This is a genomic window from Nocardiopsis sp. NPDC006139 (assembly GCF_040614155.1).
GTDB lineage: Bacteria > Actinomycetota > Actinomycetes > Streptosporangiales > Streptosporangiaceae > Nocardiopsis > Nocardiopsis changdeensis.
Genome location: NZ_JBEXTT010000002.1, coordinates 343,397 through 364,999, shown reverse-complemented (window position 1 = coordinate 364,999; position 21,603 = coordinate 343,397). Strand labels below are relative to the sequence as shown.

General features: G+C 72.8%; 17 protein-coding genes. 8 read left to right on the top strand and 9 right to left on the bottom strand.

The window, feature by feature from the left end; genetic code table 11:
* Nucleotides 1-11: 11 nt before the first annotated feature.
* Together ABZ249_RS03775 and ABZ249_RS03770 are read right to left on the bottom strand one after the other, a co-directional pair.
* On the bottom strand, nucleotides 12-251 hold the full coding sequence (locus tag ABZ249_RS03775; RefSeq protein WP_220565071.1) for a PTS glucose/sucrose transporter subunit IIB: 240 nt from the start codon (nucleotides 249-251) through the stop codon (nucleotides 12-14).
* A gap of 100 nt (nucleotides 252-351) precedes the next feature.
* Nucleotides 352-1,395 (bottom strand): SIS domain-containing protein, encoded by a 1,044-nt coding sequence (locus ABZ249_RS03770; protein ID WP_355256805.1) that lies wholly within the window; start codon nucleotides 1,393-1,395, stop codon nucleotides 352-354.
* A 265-nt stretch (nucleotides 1,396-1,660) separates the two neighbouring features.
* Between ABZ249_RS03770 and ABZ249_RS03765 the strand changes: the two genes are divergently transcribed.
* Together ABZ249_RS03765 and ABZ249_RS03760 are read left to right on the top strand one after the other, a co-directional pair.
* A complete protein-coding gene (locus ABZ249_RS03765) occupies nucleotides 1,661-2,398 on the top strand; it encodes a GntR family transcriptional regulator (protein WP_220565069.1) in 738 nt (245 codons plus the stop codon).
* Nucleotides 2,399-2,446: 48 nt separating this feature from the next.
* Nucleotides 2,447-3,826: a PTS transporter subunit EIIC gene (locus tag ABZ249_RS03760; RefSeq protein ID WP_355256802.1), complete on the top strand. Its 1,380-nt coding sequence runs from the start codon at nucleotides 2,447-2,449 to the stop codon at nucleotides 3,824-3,826.
* Nucleotides 3,827-4,313: 487 nt separating this feature from the next.
* Here ABZ249_RS03760 and secA read toward each other — a convergent pair whose 3' ends face one another.
* On the bottom strand, nucleotides 4,314-7,157 hold the full coding sequence (secA, locus tag ABZ249_RS03755; protein WP_355256799.1) for a preprotein translocase subunit SecA: 2,844 nt from the start codon (nucleotides 7,155-7,157) through the stop codon (nucleotides 4,314-4,316).
* Between the two features lie 551 nt (nucleotides 7,158-7,708).
* Between secA and ABZ249_RS03750 the strand changes: the two genes are divergently transcribed.
* Nucleotides 7,709-8,248, top strand: coding sequence for a hypothetical protein (locus ABZ249_RS03750; RefSeq protein ID WP_355256796.1), 540 nt, complete (start codon nucleotides 7,709-7,711; stop codon nucleotides 8,246-8,248).
* Between the two features lie 79 nt (nucleotides 8,249-8,327).
* Here ABZ249_RS03750 and raiA read toward each other — a convergent pair whose 3' ends face one another.
* The 6 genes from raiA to mtrA form a co-directional block, all read right to left on the bottom strand.
* Nucleotides 8,328-9,002 carry a ribosome-associated translation inhibitor RaiA gene (gene raiA, locus ABZ249_RS03745; RefSeq protein WP_355256793.1) on the bottom strand — a complete coding sequence of 225 codons (675 nt, stop codon included), beginning with the start codon at nucleotides 9,000-9,002 and terminating at the stop codon, nucleotides 8,328-8,330.
* Nucleotides 9,003-9,679: 677 nt separating this feature from the next.
* Entirely contained in the window at nucleotides 9,680-10,420 is a 741-nt protein-coding gene (locus ABZ249_RS03740; protein WP_355256790.1) for a phosphoribosyltransferase family protein, read from the bottom strand.
* 74 nt (nucleotides 10,421-10,494) lie between these two features.
* Nucleotides 10,495-10,914 (bottom strand): SgcJ/EcaC family oxidoreductase, encoded by a 420-nt coding sequence (locus ABZ249_RS03735; protein WP_355256787.1) that lies wholly within the window; start codon nucleotides 10,912-10,914, stop codon nucleotides 10,495-10,497.
* Nucleotides 10,915-11,146: 232 nt separating this feature from the next.
* Complete coding sequence (locus tag ABZ249_RS03730; protein ID WP_355256784.1) at nucleotides 11,147-13,027, bottom strand: LpqB family beta-propeller domain-containing protein; 1,881 nt, start codon at nucleotides 13,025-13,027, stop codon at nucleotides 11,147-11,149.
* Nucleotides 13,024-14,769, bottom strand: a complete 1,746-nt coding sequence (gene mtrB / locus ABZ249_RS03725; RefSeq protein WP_220565062.1) for an MtrAB system histidine kinase MtrB — start codon at nucleotides 14,767-14,769, stop codon at nucleotides 13,024-13,026. The genes ABZ249_RS03730 and mtrB overlap by 4 nt, the downstream gene beginning before the upstream one ends.
* 16 nt (nucleotides 14,770-14,785) lie before the next feature.
* Nucleotides 14,786-15,463 (bottom strand): MtrAB system response regulator MtrA, encoded by a 678-nt coding sequence (gene mtrA, locus ABZ249_RS03720; protein ID WP_073376517.1) that lies wholly within the window; start codon nucleotides 15,461-15,463, stop codon nucleotides 14,786-14,788.
* Between the two features lie 446 nt (nucleotides 15,464-15,909).
* On the opposite strand from mtrA, the gene ABZ249_RS03715 reads away from it, so the two are divergent.
* The 5 genes from ABZ249_RS03715 to ABZ249_RS03695 are packed head-to-tail and all read left to right on the top strand — an operon-like array spanning nucleotide 15,910 to nucleotide 21,601.
* Nucleotides 15,910-17,433: a glycerophosphoryl diester phosphodiesterase membrane domain-containing protein gene (locus ABZ249_RS03715; protein WP_355256779.1), complete on the top strand. Its 1,524-nt coding sequence runs from the start codon at nucleotides 15,910-15,912 to the stop codon at nucleotides 17,431-17,433.
* Nucleotides 17,430-18,053, top strand: coding sequence for a DUF4129 domain-containing protein (locus ABZ249_RS03710; RefSeq protein ID WP_355256777.1), 624 nt, complete (start codon nucleotides 17,430-17,432; stop codon nucleotides 18,051-18,053). The genes ABZ249_RS03715 and ABZ249_RS03710 overlap by 4 nt, the downstream gene beginning before the upstream one ends.
* Complete coding sequence (locus ABZ249_RS03705; RefSeq protein ID WP_355256775.1) at nucleotides 18,050-19,270, top strand: DUF4350 domain-containing protein; 1,221 nt, start codon at nucleotides 18,050-18,052, stop codon at nucleotides 19,268-19,270. Before ABZ249_RS03710 ends, ABZ249_RS03705 begins: the two co-directional genes overlap by 4 nt.
* A 46-nt stretch (nucleotides 19,271-19,316) precedes the next feature.
* Entirely contained in the window at nucleotides 19,317-20,300 is a 984-nt protein-coding gene (locus ABZ249_RS03700; protein ID WP_355256772.1) for a MoxR family ATPase, read from the top strand.
* Nucleotides 20,300-21,601 carry a DUF58 domain-containing protein gene (locus ABZ249_RS03695; protein ID WP_355256769.1) on the top strand — a complete coding sequence of 434 codons (1,302 nt, stop codon included), beginning with the start codon at nucleotides 20,300-20,302 and terminating at the stop codon, nucleotides 21,599-21,601. Before ABZ249_RS03700 ends, ABZ249_RS03695 begins: the two co-directional genes overlap by 1 nt.
* The last annotated feature ends 2 nt before the right edge of the window (nucleotides 21,602-21,603 follow it).

Here is a 21,603-nt window from a genome sequence, read left to right as displayed (position 1 = left end):
GGCCGCCCGCGCTACCCGTCGATGATGTCCCGGATGTCGTCGGTGAGGGAGTCGGCCTCGGGGCCGACGACCACCTGGACGACGTTGCCGGAGATCAGGACGCCGTGCGCCCCGGTGTTCTTCAGGGCCTGCTCGTCCACCAGCGACGCGTCGGAGACCTCGGTGCGCAGGCGGGTGATGCACGCCTCGATGTCCTCGATGTTGCCCGCGCCGCCCAGACCCGCGACGATCGCCGCTGCCTTGTCCGCCATGTGTCGTCCTCCTGCTGTGCCGTGGGGACCGCTACGTCCCCGTGGGGGGAGCTTAGGGCTCCGGGACCCGGGGCGCCAGGCACCGGGTCCCGGGCGCGGCTCAGGCCGTCTGGGTGACCTTGTTCAGGCCCCGGGGGACGTCCGGGTTGTAGCCCAGGCGCCGGGCCAGCCGCTCGGTGAGGAGCTGGGCGGGGACGATGAGGTTCATCGGGGAGACCCACTCGGGCACGTCCGGGACGGGGACGGACAGGTCGCTGGCCGCGGCCAGGGCGGACCCGCCGCCGAAGCCGAACACCGGGGCGCCGGCCGAGCGGGCCCGCTCGGCCAGGGCGACCGTGCCCGCGAGGGTGGGGCCGGCGGGGGCGGCCACCAGCAGCGCCGGGGTGCGCGGGTCGACGACCGCGATCGGGCCGTGCAGCAGGTCGGCGTAGGACAGGCCCATGGCGTGCAGGTAGCAGGCCTCCTTCAGCTTGAGGGCGGCCTCCAGGGCGGTGGAGAAGGCCATGCCGCGCCCGGAGATCACCGCCCCCTGCACCGCGACCATGCGCTCGACGATCTCCTCCAGGGAGTCGGTGGGCGCGGCGAGGGTCTCCTCGATGGCGTCGGGCACCCGGTCCAGGTCGGCCGGGTCCAGGTCGGCACCCAGGCCCAGGGCCAGCACCGCGAGGGCGGCGAGCTGGGTGTTGTAGGTCTTGGTGGCGGGCACCGCGACCTCGTTCCCGGCCCGGGTGACCAGGGCGACGTCGGCCTCGGCTGCCAGCGGGGAGTCGGCGCCGTTGGTGACGCCGACGGTGCGGGCGCCGCAGTCGGCGGCCCAGCGCATGGTCTCGACGATCTCCTCCGTCTTGCCGGACTGGGAGATGGCCACGGCCAGGACGTCGGACAGGTCGATCTTGGAGCCGTAGGCGGTGGCGATGGAGGGCGAGCCCAGGGTGGCCAGCCGGCCGGCGTGGGCCTGGAGGAGGTAGCTCCCGTACACCGCGGCGTTGTCGGAGGAGCCGCGGGCGATGAAGAGCACGTGCTTGGTGGCGCGTCCCAGGGCCGCGATCTCCGAACGGAGCGGGAGCAGCTCCGCGAAGGTGCGGCGCAGCGCGTCGGGCTGCTCGGCGATCTCGGAGCGCATCACGCTCGTCGTGGTGGTCATGAGGGCCTTCCCTGCTCGTGCCGGGTGCCCGGCACTCCCGTGAAGTGGTGCGAACCGCCTGCCGTTGGGTGGATTGACACGCGGACAGAGCTATGGTCTAGTCCGGACTATACCAGTGGCTCCGGGATTGTCCCGATACCCGGGGTACAGGAGGATGTATCCCGCGCTCACGGAGCCACCGCGTCACAGGAGACCGACCACGACCGAACCGGGAGCGCACCGCACCACCCCGACCCGTCGCCGACCGAGAAGGCCACCCGCACCCATGCCGATCGACCCCAGCAACCCGCTGCCGAAGTACGTCCAACTCCGCGACCTGCTCCTGGACTGGATCACCGAGGCCGGACTGGGCGTGGACGACATGATCCCCTCAGAGCGGGAGCTGAGCGCCTCCTACGGTCTTTCCCGCATGACCGTCCGCCAGACCATCGACCTGATGGTCTCGGAGGGGCGGCTGTACCGGGTCCCCGGCAAGGGGACCTTCATCGCACGTCCCAAGATCGAGATGTCCCTGGTCCTGGCCTCGTTCAGTGAGGACATGCGCGCCCGCGGGTACGAGCCCGGGGCGCGCGAGCTCATCCGCCAGGTCATCCCGGCCAGCGGGCACACCGCCCGCATGCTCGACATCGAGCCGGGCACCCTGGTGCACCACATCGAGCGGATGCGCACCGCCGACGACGAACCCATGGCCGTGGAGCGCTCCAACATCCCCGCGGCCATGGTCCCCGGTCTCGAGGACTTCGACCTCGCGGAACGCTCTCTGTACGAGGTCCTGGAAAACGAGTACGACATCCTGTTGGATTCCGGGGAACAGACCATCGAGGCCGGGATCTGCGACTCGGCCGACTCCCGCCTCCTGGGCCTGCCCGCTGGAAGCCCGGTGCTGGTGATGCAGCGCCGCAGCTTCACCAAGGGACAGTGCGTCGAACTGGCCCTGTCCACCTACCGCGCCGACCGGTACCAGCTGCACTCGCGGCTGGACCCGCGCCGGCACGGCGACTGACCCACCCCCGCGCCCACAAGGCGCAGGTCCGAGGGAAGGACCCCCCCTTTGAGTTCGGACAACACACCGGCCACGGCAGCCGCGGCCGGCACCCCCAAACGCTCCTCCTCCGCGCTGGCCACCCTGCAGCGCTTCGGCCGCAGCCTGATGATGCCCATCGCGGTCCTGCCCGCGGCGGCCATCCTCCTGCGGCTGGGGCAGAACGACCTGCTCGGTGCCGACGGCCTGGCCTCGATCAACGGCCTGGCCTGGATGCAGCGGGTCGCGGACGTGGTGGGAGCCGCAGGCGACTCCCTGTTCCAGGCGATGCCGCTGCTGTTCGCGGTCGGCGTCGCCATCGGGTTCGCCAAGCGCGCCGACGGGTCGACCGCCCTGGCCGCCGTGGTGGGCTACCTCGTGTTCGACCGGGTGTCGAAGCTGCTCTTCTTCCAGGGCGGCAGCGAGGTCGGTGAGCGGGTCACCCTCGAATCGGGCGGCGAGTTCATCGTCAACTGGGGTGCCAAGAACCCGAGCGACGTGCTCGGCGGCATCGTCATCGGCCTCCTGTCGGCGTGGCTGTGGCAGCGCTACTACCGGATCAAGCTCCCGACCTGGCTGGGCTTCTTCGGCGGGCGCCGCTTCGTCCCCATCCTCATGGCGGGCGTGGGCATCCTGGTGGCCGTGGCGTTCGGGCTCATCTGGCCGCTGATCGGCTCCCTGATCAACTCCCTCGGCGAGTGGATCATCGGGCTGGGCGCGGTCGGGGCCGGGATCTACGGCGTGATCAACCGCCTGCTGCTGCCGCTGGGGCTGCACCACATCGTCAACTCGGTCGTGTGGTTCGTGTTCGGCTCCTACACCGACCCGGAGACGGGCGACGTGTACCTGGGCGAGATCAGCCGCTACCTGGCCGGGGACCCGGACGCGGGCGGCTTCCTGTCGGGCTTCTTCCCGGTGCTGATGTTCGGCCTGCCGGGTGCGGCGCTGGCGATCTGGCGCTGCGCCCACCCCTCCCAGCGCACCAACATCGGCGGCCTCATGATCGCCGCGGCGCTGACGGCCTTCGTCACCGGCATCACCGAGCCGATCGAGTTCGCGTTCATCTTCATCGCCCCGGTCCTGTTCGGCGTGCACATCGTGCTGACGGGCATCTCGATGGCGGTGCTCAACGCCCTGGACACCCAGTTGGGCTTCGGGTTCTCGGCGGGCCTGATCGACCTGTTGCTCAACGCCACGAAGTCCAATACCCAGGGCCTGTGGATCATCCTCGTGATGGGCGTCGCGTACTTCTTCCTCTACTACTTCGTGTTCATGTTCCTCATCAAGAAGATGAACCTGCCCACCCCGGGCCGCGAGCCGGCGGAGGGGGCCGAGGCGGCCGCCTCCGCGGGCGCCGACGGCCCCGGCGGGCCTGCCCCGAAGCGGTCGGGCTCCGGGGACGGGGACTGACCGGTCCGTCCGCGGCGCGGGCCCGCACCCTCCCGGGTGCGGGCCCGCACCCGTTCACGCCGCAGGCCCGTCCCCCGCGCCCCGCCCCCTGCGGCGCACCCGGGGCCGGAGCGGCCGCCGCTCCAGAACCGCCCGGGGCGGCGGACGCACCCCGCCGGGGAACATCCCACGGGCCGCGGTCGTGGCGGCGCAACCGGGGTGGGGCAGCGGCCTTCCTGTCAGCCAACGCCTCTCAGGCCGCCCGCCAGGAGCGGCGGACGCGCACCCCGTCCGGGAGCGCCCACCGGCCGCGGGGCGCAACCCGGGCGGCCGGCTTCCCGTCAGCGACCGCTTCCCGGACCGCCCTCCGGAGCACCGGGAGCGGCGGCGCACCCGGGCGGGAACGGCCGCCTTCATCGGCCAGGGGCCGAGGAACCACCCGGGGCCGGGAACACGTGTGGGCGCGGTCCCCTCGGGGAGCGCGCCCACAGGCGTGTTTCAGCGACGGCTACCGGTTGGCCGGGTCACCGTGGCACTTCTTGAACTTCTTGCCGGAGCCGCAGGGGCACGGCGCGTTGCGGGAGACGCCCGCGTACTCGTCGTTCTCCTCGCTGTGGCGCTCGACGGAGCCGTCCTCGCTCGGCGCGGAGTACTGGAGGCGGCTGGGCTGCCCCTCCCCGAAGCCCGGGACCACCACGTCCTCGGCGGCACCGGCCTCCTCGGTGGGCGCCTCGGCCTCGGCGGCCTCCGCGTCCTCGTCCACGGCGGTGGCCACGGTCCCGGCACCGGAGCTCCCGCCCACGGTCGCGGCCGTGGTGGCGGCCGCGGCGGCGGTGAGCTTGGGCTCCTCCTTCTTGCGGACCTGCACCTCGAGGTTGAAGAGGTAGCCGACCGACTCCTCCTTGATGGCCTCCAGCATCTGCTGGAACATGTCGAAGCCCTCGCGCTGGAACTCGATCAGCGGGTTGCGCTGGGCCATCGCGCGCAGGCCGATGCCCTCCTGGAGGTAGTCCATCTCGTAGAGGTGCTCGCGCCACTTGCGGTCCATGACCTGGAGGATGATGCGGCGCTCGACCTCGCGCATCGCCTCCTCGCCCAGCTCGGACTCGCGGGCGTCGTAGGCGGCGAGGGCGTCCTCGACCACCCGGTCGGCGATGAGCTGACCGGTGAGGGTGTGCAGGTCGCCGTTCTCCTCGATGAACTCGTCCACCGTGAAGCTGATCGGGTAGACCTGCTTGAACGCGCGCCACAGCTTGTCGAGGTCCCAGTCGGCCGGGTCGCCCTCGGCGGTCTCCTCCGTGACGTAGCCGCGCAGGACCTCCTCCAGCATGACCAGCACCTGGTCGCGCAGGTCCTGGCCCTCCAGGACCTTGCGGCGCTCGGCGTAGATGACCTTGCGCTGCCGGTTGAGGACCTCGTCGTACTTGAGGACGTTCTTGCGGATCTCGAAGTTCTGGGTCTCGACCTGGCCCTGGGCGGAGGCGATCGCCTTGCTGACCATGCCGGACTCGATGGGCTGGTCGTCCGGGATGTTCAGCTGGTTCATGAACACCTCCAGACGGCTGCTGTTGAACAGGCGCAGCAGGTCGTCCTGGAGGGACAGGTAGAAGCGGGACACACCCGGGTCGCCCTGGCGGCCGGAGCGGCCGCGCAGCTGGTTGTCGATGCGCCGGGACTCGTGCCGCTCGGTGCCGAGCACGTACAGGCCGCCGAGCTCGACGACCTTCTCGTGCTCCTCCTCGTACTCGGACTTGGCCTTCTCCAGCGCGTCCGGCCAGGCCGCCTCGTACTCCTCGGGCGTCTCCAGCGGGCTCAGGCCGCGCGCCTGGAGCTCCTCGTCGGCGAGGAAGTCCGGGTTGCCGCCCAGCATGATGTCGGTACCGCGGCCGGCCATGTTGGTGGCGACGGTGACCGCGCCGAGCTTGCCCGCGCGGGCGATGATCGCGGCCTCACGGGCGTGGTTCTTGGCGTTGAGGACCTCGTGCGGGACGCCCTCGCGCTTGAGCATCCGCGACAGCAGCTCGGACTTCTCGACGCTGGTGGTGCCGACGAGGACCGGCTGGCCCTCCTCGTGGCGCTCGGCGATGTCCTCGGCGACCGCCTGGAACTTGGAGTCCTCGTTCTTGTAGACGAGGTCCTTGACGTCCTCGCGGATCATCGGCTTGTTGGTGGGGATGGGCACCACGCCGACGCCGTAGGTCTGGTGGAACTCCGCGGCCTCGGTCTCGGCGGTACCGGTCATGCCCGCGAGCTTGTCGTAGAGGCGGAAGTAGTTCTGGAGCGTGATCTTGGCGAGCGTCTGGTTCTCGTCCTTGATCTTGACGCGCTCCTTGGCCTCGATGGCCTGGTGCATGCCCTCGTTGTAGCGGCGGCCCGCCAGGACGCGGCCGGTGAACTCGTCGACGATGAGGACCTCACCGTCCTTGACGATGTACTCCTTGTCGCGGCGGTACAGCTCCTTGGCCTTGAGGGAGTTGTTGAGGAAGCTGATCAGCGGGGTGTTGACGGCCTCGTAGAGGTTGTCGATGCCCAGCCAGTCCTCGACCTTGGCCACACCGGACTCGGTGATGCCGACCGTGCGCTTCTTCTCGTCGACCTCGTAGTCCGTGTCCCGCTTGAGGCGGGGCGCGATCTTGGCGAACTCGCCGTACCAGCGGGAGTTCTGCTCGGAGGGGCCGCTGATGATGAGCGGGGTGCGCGCCTCGTCGATGAGGATCGAGTCGACCTCGTCGACGAGGGCGAAGAAGTGGCCGCGCTGGACGGTGTCCCGCAGGGACAGCGCCATGTTGTCGCGCAGGTAGTCGAAGCCGAACTCGTTGTTCGTGCCGTAGGTGATGTCGGCCTGGTAGGCCTTGCGGCGCTCGGCCGGGGTCATGTTGGGGCTGACCACGCCGACCTCGAGGCCGAGGAAGTGGTAGATGCGGCCCATGTTCTGGGCGTCGCGCTTGGCCAGGTAGTCGTTGGTGGTGACGACGTGGACGCCCTTGCCCGCGAGCGCGTTGAGGTAGACCGCGAGGGTACCGGTCAGGGTCTTGCCCTCACCGGTCTTCATCTCGGCGATGTTGCCCAGGTGGAGCGCGGCACCGCCCATGAGCTGGACGTCGAAGTGGCGCTGGCCCAGGGTGCGCTTGGCGGCCTCGCGGACGGTGGCGAACGCCTCCGGGAGGAGGTCGTCGAGGGACTCGCCGTCCTCGTGGCGTTCCTTGTACTCCCGGGTGAGGTCCCGGAGCTCCTCGTCGGAGAGGTCGACGTACTCGTCCTCGAGCGAGTTGATCTGGTCCTTCAGCTTGTTGAGCCGGCGCAGGATCTTTCCCTCACCCGCGCGCAGGAGCTTGCTGAGTATCCCTGGCACTTCCTATGCGCTCCTCGCAGATCGCGGTTGGCTCCACGGCACGCGTGGAGATCAGATCTAGGCCCGCTGACCGCTGTCCCGTGGCCGCGGAGGGCGGCGGGGGTCCCTGGGCCCTCGGGCCTACATCCTAGAGGACGTGCACCCTGTACCCGGTCCGCTCGGCGACGGAGGGACGGGAGGCCCTTTCCCCCAGGTGAACGATCGAAACAGCGGAGAATGTTCCCCTCGCACGTACGGGCGCCCCGGTGCCGTGCGCACCCGGCGCCGGAGATTCACACCGTTTTCCAACCGTCGCGGGCGGGCGGGCGGGCCGCAGCCCCGCCCGGTGGACGGCCCCCGTCCGCCGGTGCCCGCGGCGGACGGACGGCCGAGGCGGGGCGGGACCGGGCCGGGCACCGTGCCCGGCGCCGGGGAGCGGAGACCCGGCCGACGGAGGCCGCGGTCCCGGGCGGACCGCGTTCATCCACCGGATCCGGGTAGACCCTTCGATAGACGCCCGGCCCGTGCCGGAGCGGCCGGGCCGACGACATGAGCGTTCAGGGGGGACCGCCATGCGAACCGGTGAAGGGCCCGAGAGGGCGCAGACCGCGGAGAACGGGGCTCCATCGCCCCGCACACCCGTGGAGGTGCTCGACGACCTGATCGAGAGACGGCGGCACCCGTCGTCGTCCGACCCCAGCCTGGGCTGGGAACGGCACCATCCCGACGACGAGCAGCGTTTCGGCCGCATCCGGGGCTTCCAGCGCCAGGGCGGCAGCCTGGCGCCGACCGGACGGCACCGGGGCCGGGCCGGGTCCTGGGTGGTGGTGGCACTGGCCGTGGCCGGGGCCGTCGTGACCGCGATCGCCATCGTGCAGGGGATGTCCGTGTGGCTGCTGGTGGTCGCCGGCGTACTGTTCGCTGCGGCGCTGGTGCTGGCCGCGGTCACCCGCATCTTCGAGGACGTCGTGCTGGACGCCCCGTCGGTGGAGCCGGAGGAGCCGCACGGCGTCTCACTGCACCGGATCCGCAAGGAGCAGCGGCGCGAGCGCCGGAACGAGCTGAGGCAGCGGCGGCGCGGCCGGAGGGCGCGGGGCGCCACCGCCGTGTAGCCCGCCAGGGCCCACGGGGGCGGCGGGCCGCTCGGCCCGCCGCCCCCGTGACCGCCTCGGCCCTCGGGGAGGGGCCGGATCAGTCGACGAGGCGGATGACCCCGTAGTTGAAGCCCTTACGCCGGTAGACGACGCTGGGCGCGTCCTTGACCTCGTCGTGGAAGAGGAAGAAGTCGTGTCCGACGAGCTCCATCTCCATCAGCGCCTGGTCGATGCTCATGGGCTTGGCCTGGTGGGACTTCTCCCGGACGATGAGGGGGGCCTCCCCCTGGGTGTCGAGCTCGACGAACTCGTCCGAGAAGCCCGCCCGTCCGGCGCCGGAGTCCGTGTCCTCCTCCGTGCTGCGGCGGGCCGGGGGCGCCTGCACGATCGTGTCCTCGGGGGGCAGGTCTCCGGGCAGGTGCGCGGTGGCCGAGGAGACTGAGACGGGGGCCCGGGTGCCCCGGTGCACCTTGCGGCGGTCGGCGGCCTTGCGCAGGCGCGCCTCGATCTTGTCGAGGGCCAGGTCCAGGGCGCCGTGCCGGTCCACGGCGGCCGCCTCGCTGCGAACGACGGGGCCGTTGCCGTTCGAGCGGATGGTGAGCTCGACGCGTTCCTTCACGTCGGCGAGCTTGGGATTGCGTTCCGTGGACACCTCCACATCGACGGTCATGCCCTTCTTCTCCCACTTGGAGAGCCTGTCGAGCTTGTTCTCGACGTGCTGTCGGAACTTGTCGCTCACACCGGTGCGTCGACCCTTGACGATGATGTCCATAGGACCCCCTTCATCGCGTGGCCGTCGGGAAGGTGACGGCCAGCCTGGCTTCTGCACCTTCCGTCGTTCGGGGGACGGAAGGGTCTCGCGCTGTCAGCCCCCTTCTGCGGGTGATCCGGTTCTGCGCGGATCACGTCTCGGTTGAAAGTGCGTATACCCACCGGGGACACGGTCATCACGCGTCCCACGCACATGATCGCGGGTAGCCCTGAACTGGGGAAAGGGACTTTCGTCGCGGCCGGGGGAAAAGCGGCACGCGAGGGGCTCCCCGGGGGCTCGCCCGATGGCGAGGCCCCCGATGGGATGCCACCCGTCCGGCCGACCTGGTCTTCGTCCCCACATCCGCCTGCTGAGAGTGTCGCCGCTCTTATCCGCGACTACTGCTCTTCTCCCTGTCGTGAGGGACATCGGGACCCTCCGCGGGGCAGGGCTTACCTCTAAGGCGCACCGTGATCGGTCGACGAAAAGTCGCCTTACGTGGGCCGTTTCGCCTGCGCCTGGCATCGGCTTGCCGGAGGAGTGCCCTGGTCTTCCCAGGAACACCGGAACTCCGACGCAACCACGGACCCGGACGGGTGCCATACGGTGACCGTAACCTGTCCTGGCGAGGATGTCAGGTGGCGACCCCGGCCCCGAGCCCCGGAAAAACACCGCGAACCCCTGTACACAAGGACTTTTCATGGTTTCGGGGGCGTTCGTAAAACCTTCTCCCCGTGGAACGGGGTCTCACCTCCGTCCACAGTCGGAAGGCGCTCGGCGAGCACCACCGCGCCGGCCACGCGCAGCCCGGCGGCGCGCAGCGCGCGCGTCGCCTCGGCCAGTGTCGCGCCCGTGGTGACGACGTCGTCGACCACCACGGCACGGCGGCCGGCCGCCCACGCCGGGACCGGGTCCGCTCGGAACGCGCCCGCCCGGTTGGCCAGCCGCTCCCGGCGGCCCAGGCCCGCCTGGCGCCGCACCCGGCCCCGGTGGCGCAGCAGCGGCAGGAGCGTCCCGCCGCGGTGCTCCCCGCAGGCCGCAGCCGCGAGCCGGGCCACCGGGGCGCGCGGATCGTGCGGCGGCCCGCGCCCGGGGATCGGCACCAGCAGGGTGTCGGCGCCGACGAGCCCGCTCGCCTCGCAGACCGCCGCCAGGCGCCCGCCCCACACGCGGGCCAGCGCGTCGTCGCCCTCCTTGTAGGCGAGCAGCACCCGGCGGTGCAGCCCGGCGTAGGGGCCGGCCGCCCAGACCGGCGGACACCCCGGGCGCGGCGCGCACCGGTGCGGCCGCCGCACCAGCGCGTCGCGGCACATGGGGCACAGCGGCGCGCCGCCCCCGGCCGGTCCCGCGCACCCGGGGCAGGCCCGTGGGAGCAGCAGATCCAGGAGCGCGTCCCGGATCCGCACGAGTGCCCTGACAAGGGCCTTCCCGACATCCATACTTCGAGGATCTGCGACCGGGGGCGGCCCCGCCACCCCTTCCCCGAACCTGTGGAAAACCCGGGCGGCGGGTGTCAGCCGTCGAGGATCTCGGTGTTCTGGTTGGCGGTGAGCAACCAGCGGTCGCCCTCCTTGGTCATCACGTACATGGGGCTGCCCTGGTTGCCGATCTGCGCGCCGTCGGGGTCGCGGTAGGTCGCGCGGGCCTTGACGGCGGCGACGTCGGGGCGCAGGAACAGCACGTGCTCGACCTCGTAGAAGACCGTTCCCTCCTGCACGGAGCCCGGCAGGACCTTGCGCGTGAACGCGGCGATCTCGTTCCGGCCGAACAGCCGTTTGCCGTGCGCCGTGGTCCAGATCGCGTCCTCGCGGAACAGGCCGATGAACTCCTCGGGCAGTCTCTCGCGCTGGGAGTGTTCGAGCGTCGCGACCACCGCGCGCAGGCGCTCGGTCTCGGTCTCGCGGGTCATATCGTCCGGCTGTGTCGTGTCCATGACCCGAGCATCGGGCCTCAACCATGGTTGAGGTCAACCCCCGGGCGTCGTCCGGTCCCGGAGGACACCCCCGGAGGTCGGCCCCGGAGATCGGCCACCGGATCAGCCCGGGAAGCCGGGGAAGCCGCCCTCCACCGCGGTGATCGAGGTCGCCCCCCCGGGCGTCGACCGGCCCTCGGGGGTCGGCCCCGGGGGTCGGCCCCGGGGGTCGGCCCCGGGGGTCGGCCCCGGATCAGCCCGGGAAGGTGGGGGAGCTGCCCTCCACCGCGGTCTGCCAGTTCAGGCGGTCGTTGGAGATCCAGATGTTGCCGTCGTCGGTGCCCGCCACCAGGGGCTGGCCCGGCGCGCCGGAGATGGTGACCAGCCCGGTGACCGAGTTGCCGGCGCTGGAGGGCGGGGTGCCGCCGTCCAGGGCGACGAGGAACACCTGGTCGGTGCCGGCCTCGCGGCGGCCCAGCACGGCCAGCTGGTCGGCCGACCTCCAGGAGATCTCGGTGACCTCCTCCAGCTCCCCGGCCAGGGGCACGAAGTCCTCCACCGACACCCGGCCGTCCTCGTCGGTGACCACCCGGCCCACCTTGAGCGAGCGCCGGCCGTCCACCTCGGTGACCACGGCGGCGCGCGCGCCGTCGCGGGACACCCGGAAGTGCACCAGGGACTCGTCGCGCAGGTCGCCGACGTCCACCCGGACCACCTCCTGGGCGTCGCGCAGCACCCAGACCGCGGAGGCCCCCGGCTCCGGCGGGGCCGGGTCCGCGAGCGTCTCGGGGTCGGCGGGGGGATCGGAGGGCTCCTCCTCTGACCCGTCCCCCTCTCCCTCCCCGGGGTCGTCCTCCGGGCCGCCGATCTCCTCGACCACCCACAGGTTCCCGTCGATGTCCCAGGACAGCTCGGTGAAGGCGCCCTCGTCGAGGACCTCCTCGACCGCGGCGCCGGGCGCGGAGGCGGAGGTCACGACCGTCTCGCCGCCCATGGTGATGCCCGCGACGGTGCTCTCGTCGATGGAGACGGCGAACCGCTCCAGGAGGACGTCGCCCGCGCCCAGCGGCCCCGGGACGCGCTCGGCGTCGCCGAAGACATCGGTGTCCCACTCCGAGGCGGACCAGAGCTGCCCCTCGTGGGAGTAGTAGGCGCGCACCCCCGAGCGCAGCGCCCCCGGGCCGACCCCGTTCCAGAACGTGCTGGCGGGCCGGGGCCGGTCGGCGCTGTCGCCGTCGGCGGCCGCGAACGCCACCTCCTCGCCGTTCACGACCAGCGTGAATTCCTGCACGTCCGGGATCTGGCGCAGCGTCCAGGCGATCTGGGCGCCCAGCCGGAACTCGTCGATGTCGCCGACGCGGTCCAGCTCCACCACGACGCTCTCCGCGTCCACGGTCACGCCGACCCGGGAGTCCTCGGGGAACTCCGAGCGCACCGCGGGCCCCAGCCAGGAGGTCGGCCCCTCCCCCAGGCGCGCCAGCAGCCGCTCGGCCAGCCGGTCGGTGCTCACCGGGAGGTAGATCGGGTCGGGCACCAGGGAGGTGCCCTCCGGGTTGAAGTAGTACAGGTTGAACGGCCGGTGGGTGCGCTCCACGTCGAGCTGGCTGAGGATCAGGTCGTCGGGCAGGCTCTGGATCCGCCATTCGCCCTCGGGGTCGCCGTCCTCACGGGCGAGCGTGAACGTCTCGTCCATCAGCGTCCCCGGGGTGCCGGGGCGGTACTTGCCGTCCTCGTCGATGGTGGCGACCAGCGGGGTGCGCATCCGCACGGTCGCGGTGAGCCCGTCCTCGGACACCTCGGTCTCCAGGTCCACGGTGTCCAGGTCGGTGAAGACCTTGACGGACCCGTCCGGGGACCACTCCCGGCCGGTGTCGGGCAGCATGTAGATGCGGGCCGCCCCGTGGTCCTCCTCGAAGCTGCCCATGTCCTTGAGGAAGCTGCCGACCAGCCCGTCCGGGTTCATGCCCGCCTGCGGGCCGGCGGGCAGCAGCCGCACGTAGCCGCCGTAGGGGTCGGCGCTGCCGTCGCCGCCCTCGCCCGGGACCACCGGGCCGGTCATCGGCACGCTGGCGCACGAGGTGAGGAACAGGCAGGACAGCGCGGAGGCGCCGAACACCAGGAGGTTTCTGCTCACGGGTGGTCCTCTCCCCCCTCACGGGGGTAGGCGCGGCCCAGCGAGAACTCCGGGGGCACCAGCGGCAGCGGGGAGCCGCGCAGCTCGGCGCCCGCGAGCCGGGGCAGGGACAGGCGGAACTGGGACCCCTGGCCGGGCATGCCCCACGCCTGGAGCCAGCCGCCGTGCAGGGCGGCGTCCTCCTTGGCGATGGACAGGCCCAGTCCGGTGCCCCCCGTGGTGCGCACCCGCGCCGGGTCGGCCCGCCAGAAGCGGTCGAAGCACAAGTGCTCCTCGCCCTCCTTGAGGCCGACGCCGTAGTCGCGCACGGCGACGGCGACGGCGTCGCGGTCGCCCGCGGCGGTGACCACCACGTCGCGCCCCTCGCTGTGCTCGATGGCGTTGACCACCAGGTTGCGCAGGATGCGGTTGATCCGCCGGGGGTCGTACTCGGCGACGCACGGGTCGGCGGGCAGCCGCATGACGACCTTGATGCCGCGCTTCTCGGCGATCTGCTCGGCGTCGCCGACCGCCTTCATCACGGCGTCGCGGATGTCGGAGGGCTCGGTCCCCAGGGTGGCCGCGCCCGCGTCGTGGCGGCTGATCTCGAGCAGGTCGGCGAGCAGTTCCTCGAACCGCTCCACCTGGCTCTGCAGCAGCTCGACCGAGCGGCGCATGGCGGGTTCGAGCTCGTCGCGGTCGTCGAAGAGCAGGTCGCCGGCCATCTTGATGGTGGTGAGCGGGGTCCGCAGCTCGTGGGAGACGTCGGAGACGAACTGGCGCTGGAGCTTGGACAGCTCCTCCAGCTCCTGGATCTTCTCCTGGAGGGTCCCGGCCATGTCGTTGAAGGACACGGCCAGGCGCGCCAGGTCGTCCTCGCCCTGGACGGTCATGCGCTCGGACAGGTCGCCGGCGGCCAGCCGCTCGGCGGACTGGGCGGCGGAGCGGACCGGCGAGACGACCTGGCGGGTGACGACGTAGGCGATGAGGCCCAGGAGGACGACCAGCAGCGCGCCGACCAGGACGACGGTGCGCTGGACCAGGTCGAGGATCTCCTGCTCGTGCTGGAGCGGGAAGACGTAGTACAGCTCGTAGGCGTGGGTGAGCTCGGCGCCCACGACCAGGGCGGGCTCCTCGGTGCCCTCCGCCTCGTTCATGATGCGCGCGTAGGTGTGGTACTGCTGGTCGCCCATCGAGTCGCCGACCTGGTCGATGAGCCGTTCCGGGACGCTCAGGTCGAGCTGCTTGTCCGGGGACTCCTCGCCCACCCAGCCGAGCTCGTCGTCCACCGACGGGAGGATGACGACCCCGTACAGGCCGGTGTCGCCGCTGCGCCCGGCGAGCTCGCTGACGATGTTGTACATCAGCCGGTCGCGGTCGCCGGTCTCGTTCTCCTGGATCTCGGCGAGCGCGTAGTTGAGCCCGGCGCGGTGGTCGTTGACCGCGGTGGCGATCTTGGCGTCCAGCAGCCCGCTGCGCACCTGGGAGATGAGCACGTAGCCCAGGCCGGCCATGACCACCAGGGACAGCACCAGGGTCGTGGAGATGACCCGCAGGTGCAGGGAGCGGCGCCAGTTGGTGTGGACGCCGCGGACCAGCGCGCGGGCCGCCCGCTGGGCGAACAGGTACGCGCGGGTGAGCCCGGAGTCGGCGTCCCGGGCATCACGTCGGCCCCCTCCGGACTCGGTTCGTCCGGAGGGCCGGGGCGGCCGCTCCCCCTCGGGGTCGGCCCCCCGCTGCTCCTCGGGTGCGGCTGCGGTCATGGGCGCTTCGTGCGGATCAGGCCGTACCGGCCTTGTAGCCGACACCGCGGACGGTCACGACGACCTCCGGGTGCTCGGGGTCCTTCTCGATCTTGGCGCGCAGGCGCTGCACGTGCACGTTGACCAGGCGGGTGTCGGCTGCGTGGCGGTAACCCCAGACCTGCTCGAGCAGGACCTCGCGGGTGAACACCTGGCGCGGCTTGCGGGCCAGGGCGACCAGCAGGTCGAACTCCAGCGGGGTGAGGCTGATCTGCTCGCCGTCGCGGCGCACGGCGTGCCCGGCGACGTCGATGGTGATGTCGCCGATCTGGAGCACCTCGGGCGCGGGCTCCTCGGTGCGGCGCAGGCGCACGCGGATGCGGGCGACGAGCTCCTTGGGCTTGAACGGCTTGACGATGTAGTCGTCGGCGCCCGACTCCAGGCCCAGGACGACGTCGATGGTGTCGCTCTTGGCGGTGAGCATGACGATCGGCACGCCGGACTCGGCGCGGATCTGGCGGCACACGTCGATGCCGTCGGCGCCGGGCAGCATCAGGTCGAGGAGGACCAGGTCGGGCTTGGTCTCGCGGAAGGCCTCGAGCGCCTTGTCGCCGTCATGGACGAACGAGGGCTCGAAGCCCTCGCCGCGCAGCACGATGCCGAGCATCTCTGCGAGGGCGAGGTCGTCGTCGACAACCAGTACACGTCCCTTCATCGGTGTGTCCGGCGCCGGGCGTCGGTCCCACCCTGTGGGGCGGAGTTCGCGGCGCCTACTCCTCTCTCCTCGGAAGAACACGAACGTCGTCGGTGCGGTCTACGGGTGCGCCGTCACGGTCCGACGCGGGGAACCGTCATTGTCCCCCACCCTGCCATCTCCTGGAGCGGTGGGAGGCGCGGTCGATGTCTTTGGGACCTTCCGGGGCCGATTTCGGCCACTTCGGGCGTCCTCCCTGGCCGGGAGGGTGATGGCGCCCTTGATAACGCCCGACCGGTTGGTAACAGAAAGCATACAAAAAGAATGAAGTGCGTCGGTTGCCCGCGAAGGGGCCCGGACCGTGCCCGACTTCGGGGGAACCGGCCGGTAGGTTGTTCTCCGAGACGTGAATGCGGAACCCGGTCCGCTTGCGCAGCGTAACCGAACCTCACGGAGGGCGGGGGCAGATGACCCAGGAGGACGACCACCGGAACCCGTCGGGGGAGGCCCCGGAGGTGCCCGCCGACGGTGGATCGCCCGTGCCCGACGCCCGGGACGGCGCCGGGGGCGCGGAGTCCTGGGCCGCTCCGGGACAGGGGGGCGACCCCGCCGGGGCGCAGGGCGCGCCGGGGTCCGCGGAGCCGCGGTACCCCTCCCAGTACCCGTCCTTCGCGCCGCCCGCGGGCGGCGCCCCCGCGGAGAGCGCGCCCTCCGGGTTCGCCGCACCGGGCTCGGGCGAGCCCGCGGCGCAGGGGCACGGGGCGCCCGGGTACGGACAGCAGGCCTACCAGCAGCCCGCGTACGGACAGCCGGCGTACGGACAGGCGCCCGCGCAGGGGTTCGCCGCCCCCGGGTACGGTCCGCAGCCCGGACAGGGCCCCTGGGCCGGCCCCCACACCGGTCCGCAGACCGGCCAGTGGCAGGCGGCCCCGGGGCAGTACCCGCCCGGTCACGGCCCGTTCCGGCCGCAGGCTCCCAAGCCCGGCGTGGTGGCGCTGCGCCCGATGACCCTCGGGGACATCCTCAACGGCGCGTTCACCCTCATCCGCCGCAACCCCAAGACCATGGTCGGCCTGTCGCTGATCATCATGGCGGTCTCCAGCATCGTCACCTCCATCGGCTTCAGCGGCTACATGGCCGACTACGGGACGTTCATGGACCAGGTCATCAACGACCCGATGTCCGTCGACCCGAACGACCCGATGCCCTTCAGCCTCTGGTCGGTCCTCACGATGTACGGCGGCGCCCTGGTGAACTACGCCGGGATCGTCTTCCTCACCGGCCTGCTCACCACGGCGGTCGGCATGGCCGTGCTGGGCCGCACCCTGACGCCCGGCCAGACCTGGGCGGCCTTCCGGGCGCGGCTCGGCCCGGCGGTGGGCGTGGCCGTCCTCCAGCTGCTCATCGGGTTCGCCCTGACGATGGTCGTCGCGCTCCTCCTCATCGGGGGCGTGGTCGCGGGCGTGGCCCTGGCCTACGCCGGGAGCGAGGGGGCGGGCATCACCGTCATCATCCTCTCCCTGGTGGTCGGGCTGATCGGCGGCATCGCGCTGTCCGCCTGGATCCTGATCCGGCTCTACTTCGCCATGCCCATCGTGATCCTGGAGCGCGTCGGCGCCGGGGAGGCCCTGGCCCGCTCCTGGAGGCTGACCCAGGGGAGCTGGTGGCGGATCTTCGGCATCGTCCTGCTGTCGATGATCCTCATCGGCTTCGTGACCAACCTGCTGGGCATGCCGTTCAGCATCGCCGGGATCGTGCCCGTGTTCATCGCGCCCGAGGCCCTGTGGGCCACGGTCGCGTCCGGGGCCCTCATCTACCTGGGCAACGTCCTGATCTACTCCGTGTCCACCCCCTTCACCGTAGGTGTGACCACCCTGCTCTACGTCGACCTGCGGATGCGGCGCGAGGGCCTGGACCTGAAGCTGCACACCGCGGCCCTGTCCGGCCGCGAGGTCGGCCCGGAGATCTACCTGCCGGAGCAGCGGGCGTGACGGCGCCGTTCGCGGCCGTCCTGGAGGTGACCGGGGACGAGGGGCGCCGCCGCGCCGTCGAGGAGCTGAGCGACCCGGTGTACGGGCAGCAGGAGCCCTCCCTGCTGGACCGTTTCCTGGAATGGCTCTCCGGCCTGGAGGTCCCCGTCCCGGGCGTCGGCGGCGGGTGGGCCACCGCGGTCCTGCTCGTCGTGGTCGCGCTGCTGGTGCTCTGGCTCGTCCTGTGGCTGCGCCCCTCGCGGACCCGCCGCGGCGAGGGCGCCGTCCACCGGACCGCGCCCCGGTCGGCGGCCGACCACCGCGCGGCCGCCCTGGCCCACGAGGAGGCCGGGGAGTACACGGCCGCCGTCACCGAGCGGATGCGCGCGATCAGCGTCGACCTGGAGGACCGCACGATCATCGCGCCGCGCGCCGGGCGCACGGCCACGGAGCTGGCCGCCGAGGCCGCGAAGGCGCTGCCCGGCGAGGCCGGGGGGCTGCGCGAGGGCGCCCGCCTGTTCAACGACGTCGTCTACGGCGACCGCCCGGCGACCGCCGACACCGCCCGGGTGCTGCGCGAGCTCGACGAGCGCCTGCGCGCGGCCCGTCCGGCCCTGGATCCCGAGGAGGCGCGCGGATGACCGTCCACTCCCCCGAGGCCCCCGCCGGCCCGGCCGCCCCCGTCGACCCGGTGCCCCCCGCCGGCGCTCCCCCGGAGTCGGCCGTCCGCCGCCTCTGGCGGGCCGCCCGCTTCCCCGCGATCCTGGCGGCCTCGCTCGTCGTGGTGTCCGTGCTGATGTCGCTGGGCGGGGAGCAGTTCCCCACCGGCCACCTGGAGCCCGGCAGCGTCGCCCCGGACGGCACCCGCGCCCTGGTGAACGTGCTGGGCGAGGACCGCGAGGTCGAGGTGGTCCGCTCCTCCGGCGACGCCGCCGACGCGGTCGGCGCCGCCGAGGACGCGGTCCTGGTCGTGTTCCTGGACCACCGGCTGCTGCCCGAGGAGCTGGACCGGCTGGCCGCCCTGGACGTGGACACCGTCCTGGTGCGCCCCTCGGTGCGGTCGCTGTCGGCGTTCGCCCCCGGGGTGGAGATGACCGGCCGCGAGCTGCCCCGCGACATCCTGGAGCGGCCGCTGGAGCCGCACTGCGACCTGCCCGCCGCCGAGGCCGCGGGCTCCGCGTACGTGCACGGCGAGCTGTACACCGCCGCTCCGGGGACCGACGCCGTGGGCTGCTACCCGGCCGGGGCGGGCGACGCCCTGGTCCAGGTGACCGAGAACGGCACGACCACCACCGTGCTGGGCAACGGGAACCCGTGGACCAACCGGCTGCTGGACCGGGGCGGCGACGCCGCCCTGGCCCTCAACCTGCTGGACGCCGGGACCGTGGTGTGGCTGCGCCCCGACCCGCCCCGGCAGGAGGGGACGGCCTCGCTGCCCGAGCTGCTGCCCGCCGGGGTGCGCTGGTCCCTGCTGCCGCTGGCGGCGGGCCTGGTGCTGCTCGTGCTGTGGCAGGGCCGCCGCATGGGCGCGCTGGTGCCCGAGTCGCTGCCGGTGGTGGTGCGCGCCTCGGAGACCACCGAGGGGCGGGCCGGGCTGTACCGGTCGCGCGCGGCGCGCGACCGGGTGGTCGGCGCGCTGCGCACGGGCTTCCTGGACCGGCACGGCGCCCGGCTGGGGCTGGGGCCGGACGCCCCGCCCGACGCGGTGATCGCGGCGGTCGCCGAGCGCACCGGGGACGACCCCGGAACCGTGCGCGGGCTGCTGTACCCGCAGGGGGCCGACCCGTACGCGGCCGACGACGGCGGCCTGCTGCGGCTGGCCGCCGAACTGGACGAACGGTCCCGGAGGCTGCGGTGACCGGACCGACGGAGAATTCCGACAGAGCGAGAGAGGTGGACGGCACGTGAGCGCCTTCACACACGAGGCACCCCCCTCGGCCGATGAGGCGCGGCAGGCCCTGGTCGCCCTGCGCCGCGAGGTGGCCAAGGCGGTCGTGGGCCAGGACGAGACGGTGACCGCGCTGGTCGTGGCGCTGCTGTGCCGCGGCCACGTACTGCTGGAGGGTGTGCCCGGTGTCGCCAAGACGCTGCTGGTGCGCACCGTGTCGGCGGCCCTGTCGCTGGACCACAAGCGGGTGCAGTTCACCCCCGACCTGATGCCCGGCGACGTGACGGGGTCTCTGGTGTACGACCAGAACACCGCCAAATTCGAGTTCCTCCAGGGCCCGGTGTTCACCAACCTGCTGCTGGCCGACGAGATCAACCGGACCCCGCCCAAGACCCAGGCGTCGCTGCTGGAGGCCATGGAGGAGCGGCAGGTGACGGTGGAGGGGCGCCCGATGGCGCTGCCCGACCCGTTCCTGGTGGCCGCCACCCAGAACCCGGTGGAGTACGAGGGCACCTACCCGCTGCCCGAGGCGCAGCTGGACCGGTTCCTGCTCAAGGTGACGGTCCCGCTGCCGCCGCGGGAGGCCGAGGTGGAGATCCTGGGCCGCCACGCCGCCGGGTTCGACCCCGGCGACCTGGGCGCCGCCGGGGTGACCGCGGTGGCGGGGGCCGCCGACCTGCACGCGGCCCGCCGGGCCGTGGAGACCGTGCGGGTGGCCCCCGAGGTGCTCGGGTACACCGTGGACCTGTGCCGGGCCACCCGGCAGTCGCCGTCGCTGCAGCTGGGCGCCTCCCCGCGCGGTGCGACGGCCCTGATGCGCACCTCCCGGGCGTGGGCGTGGCTGTCGGGCCGCGACTACGTGACCCCCGACGACGTGAAGGCGCTGGCCAAGGGCACCCTGCGGCACCGGATCTCGCTGCGCCCGGAGGCGGAGCTGGAGGGCGCGACCACGGACGGGATCCTGGAGGGCGTGCTGTCCTCCGTCCCGGTGCCGCGCTGATGGTGGTCACCGGCCGGGCGGTCCTGCTCGCGGGGGTGCTGACCGTCGCCGTGGCGTTCTCCGGCTCCCTGGGCCCGTGGGCGGCCGCGGCCGCCGTCGCCGCCCTGGTGGTGACGGTCGCCGTCGACGTGCTGCTGGCGGCGAGCCCCCGGGCGCTGCGGCTGTCCCGGGCGGGCGATACGTCGCTGCGACTGGGGGACGCCGCCTCCGTCGAGGTCACCGTGGCCAACCCGACGCGGCGCCGCCTGCGCGGGACCGTCCGCGACGCCTGGCCGCCGAGCGCGCACGCCGGGCCCCGGGTGCAGCCGCTGCGGGTGGACGCGGGAGAGCGGCGCCGGGTGCGCACGACGCTCGTCCCGACCCGGCGGGGCGACGCCCGCGCCGCCGGGGTGACCGTGCGCAGCCTGGGCCCGCTGCGGCTGGCCGGGCGGCAGCGCACGCTGCCCGCGCCGTGGACGGTGCGGGTGCTGCCGCCGTTCCACAGCCGCCGCCACCTGCCCGGGAAGCTGTCTCGGCTGCGGGAGCTGGAGGGCCAGCACACGGCGATGGTGCGCGGCCAGGGCAGCGAGTTCGACTCCCTGCGCGACTACGTGCCCGGCGACGACGTGCGGTCCATCGACTGGCGGGCCAGCGCGCGCAACGACGGGGTGGTGGTGCGCACCTGGCGCCCCGAACGGGACCGGCGCATCCTCATCGTGCTCGACACCGGCCGCACCTCCGCGGGCCGGGTGGGCGACACGCCCCGCCTGGACCACGCCATGGACGCTGCCCTGCTGCTGGCCGCGCTGGCGGGCAAGGCGGGCGACCGGGTGGACTTCCTGGCCTACGACCGCCGGGTGCGGGCGCAGGTCAAGGCGGCCGGCAAGGGCAGCCAGGTGCACCGGATCGTGGAGGCGATGGCCCCGCTGGAGGCGGAGCTGCTGGAGTCCGACCCGGCGGGCACGGCGAGCGCGATCCTGACCGCCCAGGGCCGGACCCGCTCGCTGGTGGTGCTGCTCACCGACCTCAACGCGGCGGCGCTGGAGGAGGGGCTGCTGCCCCGGGTGCCGGCGCTGACCGCGCGGCACCTGCTGCTGGTCGCGGCCGTGCAGGACCCCGCCGTGACGGCGATGGCGGCCGGTCGCGACGACTCCGCGGCCGTGTACCGGGCGGCCGCCGCCGAGCGCACGCTGGCCGAGCGGCGCCGGGTGACGGCGGAGCTGCGCCGGGTCGGGGTGGAGGTCGTGGACGCCGAGCCCGAGCACATCGCCCCGGCGCTGGCCGACGCCTACATCAACCTCAAGGCCCAGGGCCGCCTGTAGCG